This window comes from Kiloniella sp. (assembly GCF_048270245.1).
Taxonomy (GTDB): Bacteria; Pseudomonadota; Alphaproteobacteria; order Kiloniellales; family Kiloniellaceae; genus Kiloniella.
Map to the genome: position 1 here is coordinate 262378 of NZ_JBLWTH010000004.1, position 16200 is coordinate 278577.

14 protein-coding genes are annotated in these 16200 nt (G+C 38.2%); 5 read left to right on the top strand and 9 right to left on the bottom strand.

Annotated features, from left to right (window positions below):
• Nucleotides 1-8: 8 nt before the first annotated feature.
• The 5 genes from ACN0W5_RS11505 (at nt 9) to ACN0W5_RS11525 (ending at nt 5485) form a co-directional block, all read left to right on the top strand.
• Nucleotides 9-929 carry a flagellin gene (locus ACN0W5_RS11505; protein ID WP_417454246.1) on the top strand — a complete coding sequence of 307 codons (921 nt, stop codon included), beginning with the start codon at nt 9-11 and terminating at the stop codon, nt 927-929.
• A gap of 47 nt (nt 930-976) precedes the next feature.
• On the top strand, nt 977-1504 hold the full coding sequence (fliW, locus tag ACN0W5_RS11510; protein WP_417454247.1) for a flagellar assembly protein FliW: 528 nt from the start codon (nt 977-979) through the stop codon (nt 1502-1504).
• 177 nt (nt 1505-1681) lie between these two features.
• Nucleotides 1682-4072, top strand: coding sequence for a tetratricopeptide repeat protein (locus tag ACN0W5_RS11515; protein ID WP_417454248.1), 2391 nt, complete (start codon nt 1682-1684; stop codon nt 4070-4072).
• Between the two features lie 61 nt (nt 4073-4133).
• Nucleotides 4134-4796, top strand: coding sequence for an acetyltransferase (locus ACN0W5_RS11520; RefSeq protein ID WP_417454249.1), 663 nt, complete (start codon nt 4134-4136; stop codon nt 4794-4796).
• A 14-nt stretch (nt 4797-4810) separates the two neighbouring features.
• Complete coding sequence (locus tag ACN0W5_RS11525; protein ID WP_417454250.1) at nt 4811-5485, top strand: WbqC family protein; 675 nt, start codon at nt 4811-4813, stop codon at nt 5483-5485.
• A 30-nt stretch (nt 5486-5515) separates the two neighbouring features.
• Here the strand turns inward: ACN0W5_RS11525 and ACN0W5_RS11530 are convergent, their stop codons facing one another.
• The 9 genes from ACN0W5_RS11530 to fliD form a co-directional block, all read right to left on the bottom strand.
• Nucleotides 5516-6451 (bottom strand): hypothetical protein, encoded by a 936-nt coding sequence (locus tag ACN0W5_RS11530; RefSeq protein WP_417454251.1) that lies wholly within the window; start codon nt 6449-6451, stop codon nt 5516-5518.
• Nucleotides 6452-6480: 29 nt separating this feature from the next.
• On the bottom strand, nt 6481-7416 hold the full coding sequence (locus tag ACN0W5_RS11535; RefSeq protein ID WP_417454252.1) for a hypothetical protein: 936 nt from the start codon (nt 7414-7416) through the stop codon (nt 6481-6483).
• A gap of 105 nt (nt 7417-7521) precedes the next feature.
• Complete coding sequence (locus tag ACN0W5_RS11540; protein WP_417454253.1) at nt 7522-8541, bottom strand: sulfotransferase domain-containing protein; 1020 nt, start codon at nt 8539-8541, stop codon at nt 7522-7524.
• 74 nt (nt 8542-8615) lie between these two features.
• Complete coding sequence (locus ACN0W5_RS11545) at nt 8616-9713, bottom strand: class I SAM-dependent methyltransferase (protein WP_417454254.1); 1098 nt, start codon at nt 9711-9713, stop codon at nt 8616-8618.
• Nucleotides 9714-10472 (bottom strand): TylF/MycF/NovP-related O-methyltransferase, encoded by a 759-nt coding sequence (locus ACN0W5_RS11550; RefSeq protein ID WP_417454255.1) that lies wholly within the window; start codon nt 10470-10472, stop codon nt 9714-9716. It lies immediately after the preceding gene.
• An 81-nt stretch (nt 10473-10553) separates the two neighbouring features.
• Entirely contained in the window at nt 10554-11345 is a 792-nt protein-coding gene (locus ACN0W5_RS11555) for a phytanoyl-CoA dioxygenase family protein (RefSeq protein ID WP_417454256.1), read from the bottom strand.
• 26 nt (nt 11346-11371) lie between these two features.
• Nucleotides 11372-13708, bottom strand: coding sequence for a tetratricopeptide repeat protein (locus ACN0W5_RS11560; RefSeq protein ID WP_417454257.1), 2337 nt, complete (start codon nt 13706-13708; stop codon nt 11372-11374).
• A gap of 269 nt (nt 13709-13977) precedes the next feature.
• Nucleotides 13978-14448, bottom strand: a complete 471-nt coding sequence (fliS, locus tag ACN0W5_RS11565; RefSeq protein WP_417454258.1) for a flagellar export chaperone FliS — start codon at nt 14446-14448, stop codon at nt 13978-13980.
• 11 nt (nt 14449-14459) lie between these two features.
• Complete coding sequence (gene fliD / locus ACN0W5_RS11570; protein WP_417454259.1) at nt 14460-16148, bottom strand: flagellar filament capping protein FliD; 1689 nt, start codon at nt 16146-16148, stop codon at nt 14460-14462.
• Between the last annotated feature and the right edge of the window lie 52 nt (nt 16149-16200).

The window sequence follows — 16200 nt, forward strand, 5'->3', positions numbered from 1 at the left end:
GAAAATAGATGATTCGCGTTTCCAGTTATGCTCAAAATCAACTATTGCAAACGAACATGGCCTTAACACAGGCAAAAGTTTCGGATAGAACAGTACAAATTGCCAGCGGTAAAGTAACGCAGGAATACACAAATATTTCAGCTCAAGCCTTGGAACTTGTTAGCCTACAGCGCGATAACGTACGTACTACTCAATTTGAACGTAATATCCAGACCACAAAAACTAGATTGGAAATCATGGATAGCAACATGGCGACCATGTCTGCACGGATTACAAACTTGCTAAGCGACGTCCTTAACGGTTTGAATAGTTCAAATATTCAGGAAATTCCGCTGGATCAATTTGCCGTCAGCTTCCGCCAGGAAATCACAGCTTTAATGAACGCACAACACGAAGGCAGGTATCTTTTTTCTGGCAGCCTTACAGATACACCACCGATTGACCTCTCAGATCCTGCCTACACACCGCAGGCAGGTTTACCAGGAACCTTTACTGCCGATTTTGACTATTACGACGGTGATAACGTTAAACTTAGCAACAGAATCGACCAAGATGCCAACCTGACTTACGGTATCACAGCCGATGACCCCACCTTCGAGAAAATACTCAGAAGTCTTGCCTATGTTGAGTATGCAGGAACAAATAACGACACCACGGTGTTACAAGAAGCATACGATTTACTCCAGAGCTCACTGGATGGCGTTGCAAACTTCCGAAGTCAAATCGGAGCACAGCTAACTGTTTTAGAAGGCGCAAATAAAAATCACGCCGATTTTAAAACCTACGTACAAAATACAATTTCTGGTATCGAAGACGTTGATGTCGCCGAAGCCACTAGTAGACTGGCCTTTGATCAGGTACAACTTCAGGCCTCTTATATCAGCCTGACACGGATCAATGAAACCACACTTTTAAATTACCTTAGATAAGCCTTTGTGATTTCACGCTTACTATTCGTTAATCATGGTTGCCTATTGTGACTGGAAAGCCCATTATGTTGGACTTGGAACAAAATTATAAAGCTCAAGATTTAGCCGGGATCACAATGCCGAAGGCCGAAGAAGTGTCAAATAACGTAATTACGCTGAAAACCCGTTTTGGGGTGATGGAAATAGATCGCGACAAAACCATTAAAATACCGAAAGGTATTGTAGGATTTTCAGAGTATAAAGAGTTCGGATTATCAACTCCATCACATTCGATATTAAATGGCTGTATGCTTTTGCAGGCAATTAATGAAGCCGATTTAACCTTTATCCTAACACCATATAATATCAATAGTCATTTACTGAACGAAAAAGACATCGCGAATGTAATGAAACAATATTCGATAAGTCCAAACGACATTGCAATCATGTTAGTTACGACACTTCGGCAAATGGGTGATACAACACAAAAAACAGTGAATTTAAGAGCACCACTGTTCATTAACACATCGGCTAGGCTAGCATGGCAGCATATTTTGAATTCAGAAAATTATGATATTCGGCATAAACTGAATTAAAACTGTCAACTTTTACAAAAATATCAGTACGAAATAATTCTGACACAAAATAAAAAATCAACGACAGAACAAGCACACCCGATGGCTACTGTTATTACAACTTAAAGCTATAATTTGTGCTCTTAAGTTTAGCCATTAGGCAAATAAATAATGCCTTGTTCTTTTTTTGGGGGATACATGAACAGTTTTGATGAAAAAATTGAAAAAGTTGCCAACGATGTTCTAGTTCTTCTTATGACAGACAAAGTCAAAGATGCAATTCAGATATCAGAACAATATCTGGAACAAAATATATCACATCCTTATTTTCTTTTTGCTCAAACTATTTCGTTCCTAAGCGGAAATTCTCATCAGAACTTTCACGATTCTTTCAAAAATTTAAAAATTATACCAAATATAACTTATGCCGATTTTCATAATTTTGGTTTGTTTTTTCAGCGCAACCAGGCCCATCAACTTGCTGCAGAGTGTTTTGGGGAAAGCATAAACAAAAAACCAGATTTCTTTGCTAGTTATATCCAGCTCGCTAAAATTTTTATAGCACTAGACAACTTCGAATCTGCTATCAACGCTTATATAGCGGCATTAGAAATATCTCCAGAGGACTTGGAAAGCCATCAAAACTTAGGACTTTGCTACGAAAAGCTTTTACAATCAGAGCTCGCCCTGGAAATTTATACAAAAGGATTAGTTCATCATCCAGAATCAAGAACGCTCAATATTGGAATAGCGCGATGCTATTTAGATTCAGGTTCAGTACAAGAAGCATATTCAGCATTTATGACGAGCCTAGAGGACTTGAATTCGGAATCAGATCAAGACTTCCTGCATCTCCTATATCAAGAAAGGAAAAATTTAACATACAGGCAAATCGTTAAAATTAGCCGCTTGTTAGGTTTTACAAAAAGACAAATTTTAGCTAATTTTTTGGGCGACATAAGAAGTTTTTTTTCTAGCATACCGATTAAGATATTGTCCCTTTTTTCATCAAAAAAGAACCACCCCCGACTAAAGCTTGCTGCAAATTTAACAATATTGCCTTTTGTCTACTGGGAAATACTTCTTCACTACATACTCACTCCCCTTAAATTATTACCTGAGATAGAAGATCATCTTAAAATTCCTTACCCCGTTTTTAAGGGGCAGATGGCATACCTTCTTTCACGCCCGTTTATTGGCCGGGAACGGGCTTTAACTTATCGAGATTCTGCCGCACAAGCCCTATATCATATGGGGAGAATTAATGAGTCAGAGAAAATCGCCCAGGACGCTCTAAAAACACTTCCAACAACAGACCGATCCGATAATCTTTCGAGAATATTATTAGCAAGTGAGAACTGTAGTAATGAAGAATTTTGTACTATCATTAAAAAAAATATGGACGCGTTACCAACAGTAATCTCCTCCCCCATTGATAATATTAACATGCAGGCAGATCGGGTATTAAACGTTGGTATGTTATGTGATTTTTTTGATGGTCAAATTGCTGCTTACACATTAATCCCTCAGTTGAAAAATCATGACCCAAATAAAATAAAAGTTTATTTGTATGATTCAGGGTCAGGAAAAGCCCACGACAAGTATCCAACACAAGCTTATCGATATGTAAAAAAACTCGACGACAACCAGTTAAAAGACCTCATAAGAGAAGATAAAATTGATATATTGATAGAAATGAATGGCCCACTAAGACCGAGTAATCGTCTAGGCGTTTTGAAGAGAAGAGCCGCTCCCATACAGGCCAGTTGGTATAATTTGTGTGCCACGACCGGTATAAAAGAAGTTGATTATGTGATCACTGACAAAATATCCGTTCCAGCACAACAACAAAAATACTTTACAGAGAAGCTGCTTTTTCTTTCAGGAAAAGCAACCGGAGGATGGGAACTAGAAAATAATGCACCGGTTACACCTCCTCCTTTTCAAAAGAACAAATTTTTTACTTTTGGGTGCTTCGGTGCAAGCTTCAAAATTAACCCTAAGATGATATCCATTTGGTCAAAAATTCTCCACTCTGCTCCGACAAGTAAACTGTTAATAAAAACAGATATGCTAGACAAAATAACAAGCAAACTACTTTTAGTTCAATCCTTTGCCAGAGAAGGAATTTCTCCAAATAGATTAATATTTGAGGGCCTAACTTCCTATCAAAAAATGTGTGAAAAATATCAAGACATTGACTTATCATTGGATACCTTCCCATACAGCAATGGCTCAACAACCATGAACTCTTTATGGCAAGGAGTTCCAGTTCTCACAATTGCGGGGCCCGCCTGGCGCTCAAGGACCACAACCTCAATCATGGGATCAGCTGGGTTTGATCAGTTTATTTGCAAAGATAAAGAGGAGTATATTTCTCGTGCTGTTGAAATTGCGAACGCCCCACAGCAACTTGTTGGGCTGCGTCAAGAAATGCGCGTTCACTTAATAAATCACAGTAGATATTTTCAAATCGAAAAATTTGCTCAAGACTTTGAAGATGGTCTGCGTGATGCTTGGCACGAATATATTTCGGCTAACTATAAATATACTCCCAAATCTAGAGATGAGGCAAATATGTATGAATAGTTTTTTTTCACACATACTCTCTAAACTATAAATAAACTTTCAACTTCTACAGGATTAAACAATGAAAAATTTGATAATCTTTGGCAATGGTCAAGTAGCAGAGCTTGTTTATTATATGTTTAATCATGACAGTGACTACCGTCCAGTCGCGTTCACCGTAGATGAAGAGTACATAAAAGAAGAGCAACTTCTTGGCTTGCCAGTTATTCCCTTCGATAAAATCGTTGAAACATTATCGCCTGAAAATCACAATATATTTGTCGCGACAAGCTTTACGGGTGTGAATAAATTAAGAGCTCAAAAAGTTGCTGCCTGTAAAGAAAAAGGCTACAAACTCGCCACATATGTGTCTAGCAAAGCAACGACATTCCCGGATCTTACAGTTGGCGAAAATTGCCTTATTTTAGAAGACAACACGATCCAACCATTTGTTACAATAGCTGATAACGTTTTTTTATGGAGCGGAAATCACATTGGACATCACACTTCTATAGAAAATCATTGCTTCATAGCATCACATGTAGTCATTTCTGGCTCAGTACACATTGGCTCTCATACCTTCATAGGGGTAAATGCCACCCTCCGCGACAATATTAAAATTGGTAAATACAATGTAATCGGAGCAGGCTGTGTTATTTTGAAAGATACCGATGATGAAAATGTATTTGTTGCAAGCCCAGCAAAATTGGCAAATATCCCAAGCTCCAGATTAAAACGAATATAGATCTTGGCTTTGTCATGACAACTGTAGCCATTATGCAACCTTACTTCTTTCCTTATGCTGGCTATTACAGACTCTTTGCACTAGCTGATATATTTGTCATCCTTGATTGTGTCCAATTTCCGCGTAGAGGATGGGTTCATCGAAATAAATTTTCCTGTCAAGATAGATCACTTAAATGGCTTACTGTTCCACTACAAAAAGCCTCATACAATAGTCCTATTTCCTCACTTAATTTTGCTGAAAATGCCCATGAAACTTTCCAAAAAAGAATAGCAACTTTTCCTAATCTCTCTGAATCACTTAACGACAAAAATGATTTTTCTTCAATAGTTCTAAACTTCCAAGGAACTTACGTAGACTATCTGGAACGGACTTTGCGCCACACCACAACAAAGTTAGGGTATGAACCAAAGATCTATAGATCTTCCCAATTAAATATTTCTCACGAGAAAAAAGGACAAGCTCGAATAGAAGCTATTGCACAAGAATTTGAAGCGACAAAGTATATCAATCTTGAAGGAGGGATTAATTACTACCAACCAAACAGCTTTCAGAATTTAGGTATCACTCTTGCTGTTTTTACACCATACAAAGGCAAAAAGATAAGTATTCTTGAGCGACTTCTTAATAACGAAACTTCCGCCATAACAAAGGAAATCAAACAAAACCTCGATTTACTAGAGTTTTAAACGTCACAATCGACAAGATTGCAATATCTTCTATCGCTCTAAAACAGCTAAGCCGATCCCCCCTTGACTAAAACCATTACCACAATAAATAAGGTAGAGTTCATCGCCATGCTTAAAAACATTTGGATAGCAAATCATTTCTGAATCCCAACCTTCACTTGAACGTGATAGATTGATTACGTCGTCGCGGCGTTCCCAATTTGCTCCATCATTAGAGATCGCATACCCCAGTCGGTAGGGATAATCTCTTCCCCGATGGCTATACCACATATGAAACTTGCGCTCCCAATACGCCACAGAGGGCCGGGCAATCGCCATCTCAGAATTGTGCGTATAATCGATACAAACACCTTCTGTTACAATCCAACTCATCCCGTCAACAGAAGTCGCGTGGCGAATGTGATAATCAGCAAAAGGCAGACCAGCCTCATTGTCGTGCCAGGCAGTCCCTGTTAAATACCATAAATGCCAAACATCAAAATCATCAACGACAACACATGGGTTTCCTACAAAAAAAGGGTTTTCTGGCGAGCGATCTAATACAGGTCCAGATTTTTTTTGAAAATTACCGTCATTACCACTACGACTAGCTAATCCGATTGCATTGCGGAAAGGAACACTATCTCCTATATTCCACCCTGTGTAATACAAATACTCTTTGTTTTCGTGCTCCAATATCCAGGAGAACATCGCACCATTTTCATCAAATTCCCCCAACCCCCCTGCAACGACGGATGGTTCAGGCGCGTGTCTGACTACTTCATTGGGTTTCGTTATATCAAATTCCAGCCATGTGCAGTTTGACCTATTTTTGTCGTCTCTAGCTGCAAACCATACCCGATAATTATTGCCATGTAGATGCTGCACTTGCGGGCATGAAGAATGTGAAATACGCCAAGAGGTTTCTCCTTGGCTCTGATATAACCTACCTAATTTTTTCCATTTTTGTGGATTCAAGATTTTCATAAAATGTAATTCATTCTAAGGGATACAGCTTAAAGGAATGAGAAGTCATAACCGTATTTGTCATACATCTCTCTTAAACCTGACTTTTCAAAAAAATATCTAAAAACTTCCTGCTGCCAAGGATGCCATTCATCAAACTGCTCTTGTGCTAATAGCTTTTTACCAGTTTTATGTTGATTAAGCTGCCCTAGCTTAAAGACGTCATCAAGATAACTCTCTGAAGGTTCAACAAAACCAGATGTAATTTGGCGTACAACATTAGCAAAATAATCCCTATCTGCTGTCGCACGCTCCATGATAATAGTAGGTACATCAGGAAAGGCTCTTGCATCAACGGCTACGAACAACTGATGATGAGCAGCATAACTGAACGAACGAACGTCATAATCACATAAATTGATTTTATACCGTTCCGCGATATCAAGGAAAAAAGATAGATGTTCCTCCATTCCATGTGTTGCATCTATATGGCAATAAACGTCCCATTCTAGCATGCTCTTAACTTGTCCAAAACCAGAGGCGACTAAAGATACTGGGTGGCGAATTTGATTCATTAAGACATAGGAGTAGGACTGGCCAAATCTCTGTATGAGACCTTTTAAATCACGCAATCTCAAAGTATGAATATTACCGTAAACTTTACAATTTTTCGCTTCATCATAACTTTCAACTTCATCAAGCAATTGATTTATAGATAGCTCCCCTCTAGCAGTACGAGCTTTATGTCGCTCAACCATCGTTGCGCGAAATTCATTTTCCGTTTCCTTTAATTTTTTGCTATCCGCAGGTACATTCATAGCGCTATGACAGCACAGTATATCAGGGTGTTTGCTAAGTGCGGTTGCAGTCCAATTTGATGCACTCCAGCCATGACAGGTAATAATAAAATATACTTTAGGAGCTGAATATATCGTTGCAGCAGTTACCGAAGAAGATACTTGAATATCATTATTATCAGAAAACATTTTTTACAACTCTCACGAATCAGAGTGTGCGCAATCAAGCTCGCACATCATACTCATAGCATATTAATCTATAGAACTACTAAACAATGGGAGTATTTATTTTCTTCACATTGGGTAAGCATACCTCTCTAAATCAAGTTCCCACGTACCAGCTAAATCTTGATTAGACTTTCCATATAAATCAGTAAATATTCTTGTATATTTACTGGAAAATTCAGCTTTAATTTCAGACGTATCGCCAGTAAAAGTGCTATCAACTTCCATTAATGCTTTGGGTTGCGCTTCAATCGCAGCTGCGGCATTTGCAGATAAAGCCTTCCCTTCTCGTTTCCAATAAGAAGTATATTTATGCGCATCAAGAAATGAAAAAGATTCATCTCCAAAATTATACCTGTGCTTGGCATTATAAAGACGCCAATTTTCCAGCTTCCTAAGATCAGTTGATGGATTATGTTGTCCCAATGCTAGATCTATTTGTGATGCTCCAACGAAATGGCACATCTTTTTAATATAAAAATCTTTATCGGCAATCAGGCTTTCAAAAGGTATAATCAAGATATTTTCAAGGCCAAACCGTTCTCCAAAAATTTTCACCATTCGAGTGTAATCAAGATCACCAGTTAGGCTAGCATAAGGATGAAAATACAAATACTCCAAATACTCTTCAAATGTTTTTGACAGGCCGTCTCTGACCATCTCAAAATACATTGAACGAATCAATTCAAACTGATTTCGTATTACAAAAATAATTTTAGTCTCACGACCAAATAATTCCAATAAGCGCGAAGCCTTAATAACAGGGTCTACATCGTATGCTAATGTAAAACATAAACTTTCCCATGATAAACCAATTGTTTTATAGCTACTTATTTGCTCGAATATTTTAAAGTGTTTTTCCAAAGCATTTTTTGCAGGCGTTATGTCATATTGATGAGTCTTAGCCATCCTTAAGTCCACCTCAAAAGCAGCAGCAAGCTCGTCATCAATCCATCCATGTTCAGTACTTAAATTTCCCCAGCCAAGATGATATATTTCTGGATGACCATAAAAAATATCATACTGGAGTGTTGTAGAAGCACACTTAGGATATCCAACATGGATAAAACGAGGCTTAGTTTTTGTCATCAATTACACTCTTTTATTCTACTGAACTTCCGATAAACACCTGTGACTAATTTTAATTCACAAACAGCATGGCATCAAATTTTCATCTTAATAAACAAAGCCTTACCGCAAACAAAAGTTCTATCAATCGATTTTATGTTTTTCATTAAAAACTCATCCGCAGCCTTTTTAGGACCATCGCCATGCTCCCAAACATAGTCATCAAACACAATCCACCCCCCAGCTTGAACATATGGGCACCACGTATCACGGTCGATGACAACACTTTCATAATCATGATTTCCGTCTATATGAATAAGTGCAATTTTTTTTGTAAACTGAGTTGCCCCATAGCTATCATTTGAGACTTCTCCACAATCAATATACGTGTGTATTGCCTCATCAGATGATGCGCGTAAAAAATTGACCTTTGAGGGGCCAAAAATCGATAACGCGACTTGGAAGCCCTTACATATAGTGTCCCAATCTTGCCGCAAAGTGTCTCTTTGCACCAAATCCGGCGAATCATTTTGCCGAGAATATTTTGCTTGCCACGGATCAACAGCAAGCACCTTACCTATTCCATATCGCTGGGCAGCCCAAGTCAGTAAAAATGTTGATCGCCCCCAAAATGCACCAATTTCAACAATATCACCTTCCGGCATATCAAGATATAAAGCCAACATTGCTGCAAGCTTTTCATCAGAAGACTGCCCCGTAATAAATTTACAAAACATGATCACAGAAGCTATCTCGATTTCATTCAAAAAAACTCGAGATCCCGGAGATGCTATTGATAGAATCATTGCATGAATGTTTTTTGCACGGTCAAGTATATCCAACATACGGGCATTTTCAGCATCAGCAGGCGCTTCATTTAATAACTGAACATTCAGATTCTCATTTTGGAGTATATCAGTGAGAGCATCATATAGTATCGAATGAGAGCAATATATATCATTGATTTTAAAAAACTTTACACCTTCTAAAAAAGATTTCAAAAATTCTTTTTTATGGACAGAAGGCAAAAAAAGCCATTCATCATAGTGTGATCTAGCACAATCATCTCTTACAGAAGAGGCCCCCACCAAGAGATCTCCCCTTGCACTCGCTTCTTGACGGTACCTCTCAGCTTCTGTGGTACCTCCAGGAAAAACCAATGTTTTCGTTACCATTTCAATATCAGCACTCATCTATTCAAAAATGACAATTGTACGATCAGGAAGAAATTTAGATTTACGCATTTTAAATTTATTCAAACCAAATACTTCCTTAAATGCCTTAGTCTCACCCGGAAATTTACTTGATCCAAATTCATCTAACGCGATTACTCCCCCTCTAATCATATGCGGCTCAAGAATTTGTAATACCTCTTTGGTTGGCTCATACATAGCCATATCCAAATAAGCCAAGGCTACTGATGTCTCAGGTTTATCATGAAAATATTTTTTGAGTGATTCTGGAGCATTTCCCTTAATAAGTTCAAATTTTTTAATATGCTCAAGTGGGTTATCAATTTCGTGTATACGTAAAATTTCAGAAAGCGTATCGATATAGCCTTCTGGCATTTTGTAGCCGCCAACAGCAACACTTTGATCTCCGCCATCTTCTGCAGTAACCGTTGGATATCCCTCAAAAGTATCAAAACCAATAACTTTTCTCATTCGATTGTATGGTTCATAAACAGCTCTTAAATTATTAAATAGCGCTTGGTTGGCTCCCCACCAAACCCCAAACTCCATAATTACACCGGGTTTATCCAGTATAATTTCGTATAACTCATTGAGGTATAATATTTTAGCTAACATTACCGAGCGTAGATAGAGACCTACATTTGACAATAATTCGTCATTCTGCTTGGGAGGATTTAAAGCAAACTCAAGTAGCTTTTCTTTACTATATTTCTGGTTTTCACCACCTACTGTCGGAATCACATAATCGTTCTCTGGCATAGCGAGATTCTACTTCCTACCAATTAAGCCATTTATATAAATAACTTATATTTATATTATAAATTCATTAAACTACTAAACTTATTTATGAAATATGTCTTTTTCTTCCCCTGTCAGGGCACGCTTATCGATGACGATGGATTGAGACGTTGTAAACTGTCTCTTCCTCCATTCTGGGCAAGTCAAATCCTCGAAACGAAAACTAATTGCCATTCTGAACTCATCTGTATTCTGTGATGAATGTGCTGTAAGACTGTTAAAAAAGACAGCATCTCCTTCTAACATCCCTTGGTGCAGCGTATTAAAATCAGAAATTTCTTTATCATCAATAGAGTAAACTGTTTGAACATCACCAGAATTAATTATCCCGTTCTGATGACTCCCAACTTTAAATGAGAGCGCACCTTTGTCTCGTGCCCCTCCGAGAGGCACCCAGACGACTAATGTATGTGTAGATGTTCTTAATGCTGGCCAATCTTGATGCCATGGGGCCGCCAGAGAAAGGTCACTCAATTGAAATTTTTTTCCTGTTATGTGTAGAACAGGATCACTTCTTTGAGAGATATGATGAGAATTTAATAATTTTTGTGCTTTCGATATCACAGACGGAGTTATAGATACCTGCTTAACCCGAACAGAGGCCTTAATCGCTCGAAGCAGGGCTAAATAGTCAGATTTTGAGTTACTATTTAAATAATCAAATAAAGCGCCTTCAACCTGTGGGAACAGATTTTTTGAAAGGTCCACTTTTCGACCACAGAGAGCTATAATCTCACTCAACAGTTCGGAGATTAGACGGTCAGGAATAATACCTTCGAAATACTGGACCCCATCCCTAGCATAATCAGGAAAATAGTTTGTTTCATTCAACATAACGCATCTTTTTAAAAGAAATCAGATCAAATTGTACTTATGTGTTCTTTTGGTTTACCTTCTACGTATGTTTGCCACATAATATCACAAGCATTTTCAAGCCCTTGACAAACAGCTAATCCATTATCAGAAACATTCTTCAAGAACGTTTCCCGTAATTCAAGACGGATGCTTTCCATGGAATCAAGATTACCCGCGACCTGAATAGCTTTTTCTTTATACTCATCAACAGATGTAGCGACGAGCTCTGGATGTCCAAAATATTCCAAATAGGATGATCCAACAATATTTTGTATAGCTCCCTTCCCCTTCAAGGAGATATACCCACGCCCCATAAAAAGCATATCAAAAGAAGTTGTAGCACCATTAAACGGGAAAGAGTCTAAGCCAATATCAATCTCATTCATCTCCTTCAAATAGTCAGGATAATCATTCCGCCCCCTGAAGATAAGGCGCTCAGATGAAACATTTTCTTTTTCCATATACTCCGTAATTATTTCTTCATAATGACTACCGATAATGTCATCACCTTTTATCAAGAAACGTGAGTTTGGAACTTTACGAAGAATATGAGCCCACGCCTGAATACACTCTACCGACACTTTATTAGGACGGTTAAAGCTGCCAAAGGTGACGTACCCATTTTCTTTATAAGGTAGCTCTTTAGAAAGAACGGACCGCGCATCTTCTCTAACGTTATAACTGGTACAGCCGGGTATATACGCCAACTTTTCGGAAAAAACATTAGATGCTTCTAGCGGAACATGCATTGGCTGCGTTATAAAATAATCAATTGCATCCAGACCCGTTGTCGCAGGATATCCAATAAACGTTGCTTGCACTGGGGCTGGTTTAAAACTTAGTGCCGCAAGGCGATTTCCCGAAGTATGGCCAGACAAATCAATCAAAATATTAATTTTGTCTTCAACAATTTGATCGCAAAGCTCTTTATTTGATAACAAAGAAACATCTCTTCTCTTATCGCATAAGCTATCAATCTTTTTATTAATTTCAGCGGATCGCTGACCTGTACGTGTTCTTTGAGAATAAAGGTATATTTCATACTTAGAGCGATCATGATGCTCTGCTATAGGCATCCAATGATATGTGACCACATGATCACCAAAATCTGCAGAAATATATCCAATTCTGACTTTAGCATCTGGACTTTTATCAACCTCGTACTCACGAATAACTTCATTCAATTTTGCACAATGTTGCTCTTGCCATCTCCGTGCCTCATCAAAGTGCACTTTGGGATCATCATTTTCCATATGCAACAAAGAGAATAAAATATTACTATGATAATCATCCCGTTTTGGTGCCAACTCTAAAGCCGCTTGATAACATATTGTCGCTTTGCCGTGATCCCCCTGGGCTTGATACCCAACCCCGAGATTATTATGAGCTTTGTGATAATTAGGTTTTAACTCCAAAGCTTTTGTAAAGTACTTACGTGCTTGAGATAACTGCCCCAAATTTTGATAAGCATTACCATAGTTAAAGATAGCTTCACTATCATCAGCATCTCTTGCTAGCGCAACCTTAAGAACATCCAGAGCTTGTTCGTTGTACCCCAAACGAGTAAGCAACGCGCCGTACAATTTAATCAGAGGTAGATAATTCGGATATTTTTTGTATCCTTTTGCAGCAATCCGAAGACCTGATTCCATATCATTACGACGGTTATATATAATGCTAAGTGCCAAATAATCTTTATAAGGTTCGGAAGCATTTTCAATATCATTAGAAACAGTAGCCTCGGCTTTTTCAACTTGCCCAAGCTCGAGTAAACAGCGAGAAATCCCCACTCTGATGTCACTATTGAAAGGATTATCGACAATTAGTTTCTCATAAAACTCAAGCGCTTTAGTATATTGCCGTATATTCGCACAGCAAATAGCTGCTTTCATGATAAATTGTTTGTTATCGGGATTGAGTTCCAAAGCAGAAATATATGCACCCAAAGCACTTTCATATTCGCCGATATTAAAAATCGAATTTGCAAGTTGCTCATGACCCTCAATAAATTTTTTATCAAGACTTATGCACTTATCAAAGCATTCAATTGCGAGAATATCATATTTAAAATTTTGAAAAAACACGCCAAAGTTATAATAATCAGTCTGGCGAACTGTTTTTAAATCAGATATTGAACTGAATTCTTTTTGAAAGGCTTCTTGATTTTCTGCAGCTAAAAATTCTATCGATTTTGCGAAGATAAAAATTGGGTGTTTATTTTTCTTTTTCAGATTTTTATTTGCGAGAACAAAAGCTGCTTCAAACTGCTTATTAATTAAAAGGTTAATTGTATTTTCAGCATCCTTCTCAACCTTATAATTAAACTTCCCCCCTGCCCCCATAACATATCCTTTTATAATAGCTAAATATCTATTTATGCATTACCCACTAGATTATTGAGGTAGCCCCTTAACGAGCGCATGACATAAAAAATAATAAGATCAAATAGATGATCAGCAAAGATACTTTATAAAATTTTACGCTATCCAGCAACAACAAGAATTTATAGAATCTAAATCGAGAAGATTTAGCTCAATACATACTGAGTAGGCTATCCCTTAGATATATTTAAAATAAGTAAAAAAATGGAGCCATTAAGAAAATAACAAGGCTAGATGCTTAATGACGCAGAAGAAATACCCGTTTTCATATCGTCAGTAACTGTACCATCAGTCATCTTTGAAGATGATTTTGCACCAGCACCATTACCCATTTTTTCATCAACCAAGACCCAAGTCTGTTTCATCCTGGTCAAGCTTTCCAAAACATCATCAAAAATAGGACCAGAGTTCCTAGAATTCATCTGCATCATTCGCATAAACAAATCATCATAAAACTGATGCAGCATTGGAGAAATTTCACCACCATTCTCAAAATCTAACTGCCCTTGCAACCCGATAATAATTTTAGATGCTTTGCTAATCGCATTAAACCTTGCCTCATAATCCTGATCTTCATCAGCTCTACGAGCCTCAGAAACGAGACGAATCACCCCCTCATACAACATAATGACTGCCTTCATAGGACTTACATTCATAGATGCTTGTGTGTATGCGTTTGAACCATAGGGTTTTGGATACATAAATTACCCCTTTAATTCTTACTAGCATTAGCTTGGGCTTCAAGTTGCTTTCTCATAGCATCGGCTTGCGCTAAAACTTGTTCAAGTCGTGAATATTTTTCTATTAAAAAGTTTCGCGTTAGCTCTAGTCTGGCGTCAAGAGCCACAATCTTCTCATTCAGATCCTTATTTGCATCCGCCAACTCAAGTATCCGTGTAGAAAGCTGTCCCGACCCAGGCTTGACAAAATCATCAACTGAGTGGAAGAAATTTTCCGCTATACCGTAAGATGTTTTCACCTCTATTGTTTGAGAACCACTACCAGGGGTACCAACAAAAACCATTGTCATCCCCTCGAAAGCAGTACCAACTTTCCCCTTCAGTGTATTACCAGTAATATCAAAGACATCACCATATCCCGTCACAGATGCGCCGGTAATATTCCCACTACCATCAACTCCATCAATGACAAGAGAGAAATCATCAATATTAATTCCTTTGGTACGAGAAATAACAGCAAGTCGAGAATCGTCCGGCTCAAAGGTAAATTCAAAGACGCTTCGCACGCCATCCAGGTTTGTCACTAAAGCATCATCAAGCTTGGTACTATCAACAGCCAACTTATTGTCATCATTAAGCTCAACCCCAATCAAAGCGAGCGTATTTACTTTACCGCCATCCACACCTTCAGCACCTGTACTCACAATCCCACTAAGTGCTCGATCAACTCGCCTAAGAATATCATCACCATACAAAGGCGGTTTTCCACCAGAAGATGAACTTGGATCATAATCACGTTGCTGTTTAACAAGGTCTCGTAAAGTATTATAAGTTTCTACAAAATCGTTAATAGCAGTTTTAATACCACCTAAATTATTATTTATTTCAACTTTTATATTATTACCAACCTCAGCTTTATAAAGCTGAATTGTCACGCCTTCAATCACGTCAGTAATATTATTGGTATCACGCTCAATTACAGTGGCGATACCATCAACTTTAATTTGTGCTTTATCCCCGGCTTGTAATTCAGTTAAAACAGCCCCGTCGCCATAAGTACTTAAAAAATTACCCGCCCCTGAGAGAGTGATGGCTTTACCAGTTTCCTCCGCGGTCATAACCAAGCGAAAATCATTATCACCAACCTTGATTACCGATGCTCTTACACCTGTATCATTCGTAACACCATTTATTGCGCCAGCAATATCATTCAAGGACATATCAGACGTAATAGAAATATCTTTTGTTGCTCCACCAGATACCCCTAGCGTGATTGTGTCGGTAATCCCCTGAGCTGCAGTAGCATCAACAACGGTACTTGATGAAATTTTATTGGCGGTAGCGATTTGCAATACTTCTATCTCATACACACCAGAAGCAGCGGAATTTGTTGATGAAACGCCAAGAATATCTGTCGCAGGCGTTGAGGTAGAAGAAGTTAAAAAACCCGACTTGGCTTCAAATATGTTGCTATCTCGCCCACTTAACCCTGGGGGATTACGCAAACCGTTTAATGAATCTCTTAAGGAAGTTAGAAGCGTATTAAGCTCGTTATAAGCTTGTGTTTGAACTTCATTGTCACTAATCGTGCTTTCCATCCTAACAGCTGGAAGTCGCTTAGCTAATAAAGTTGCTTCTACAATAGCATTTGTATCAAACCCAGAATACTGTCCGGTAATTCTCGGGGAGCCATTAACGTATGTTAGAGTTCCAGCGTCCATGTCCTACTCCATATCAAAAACACATTAAATAAGTATGCAAAATGCATTCCAA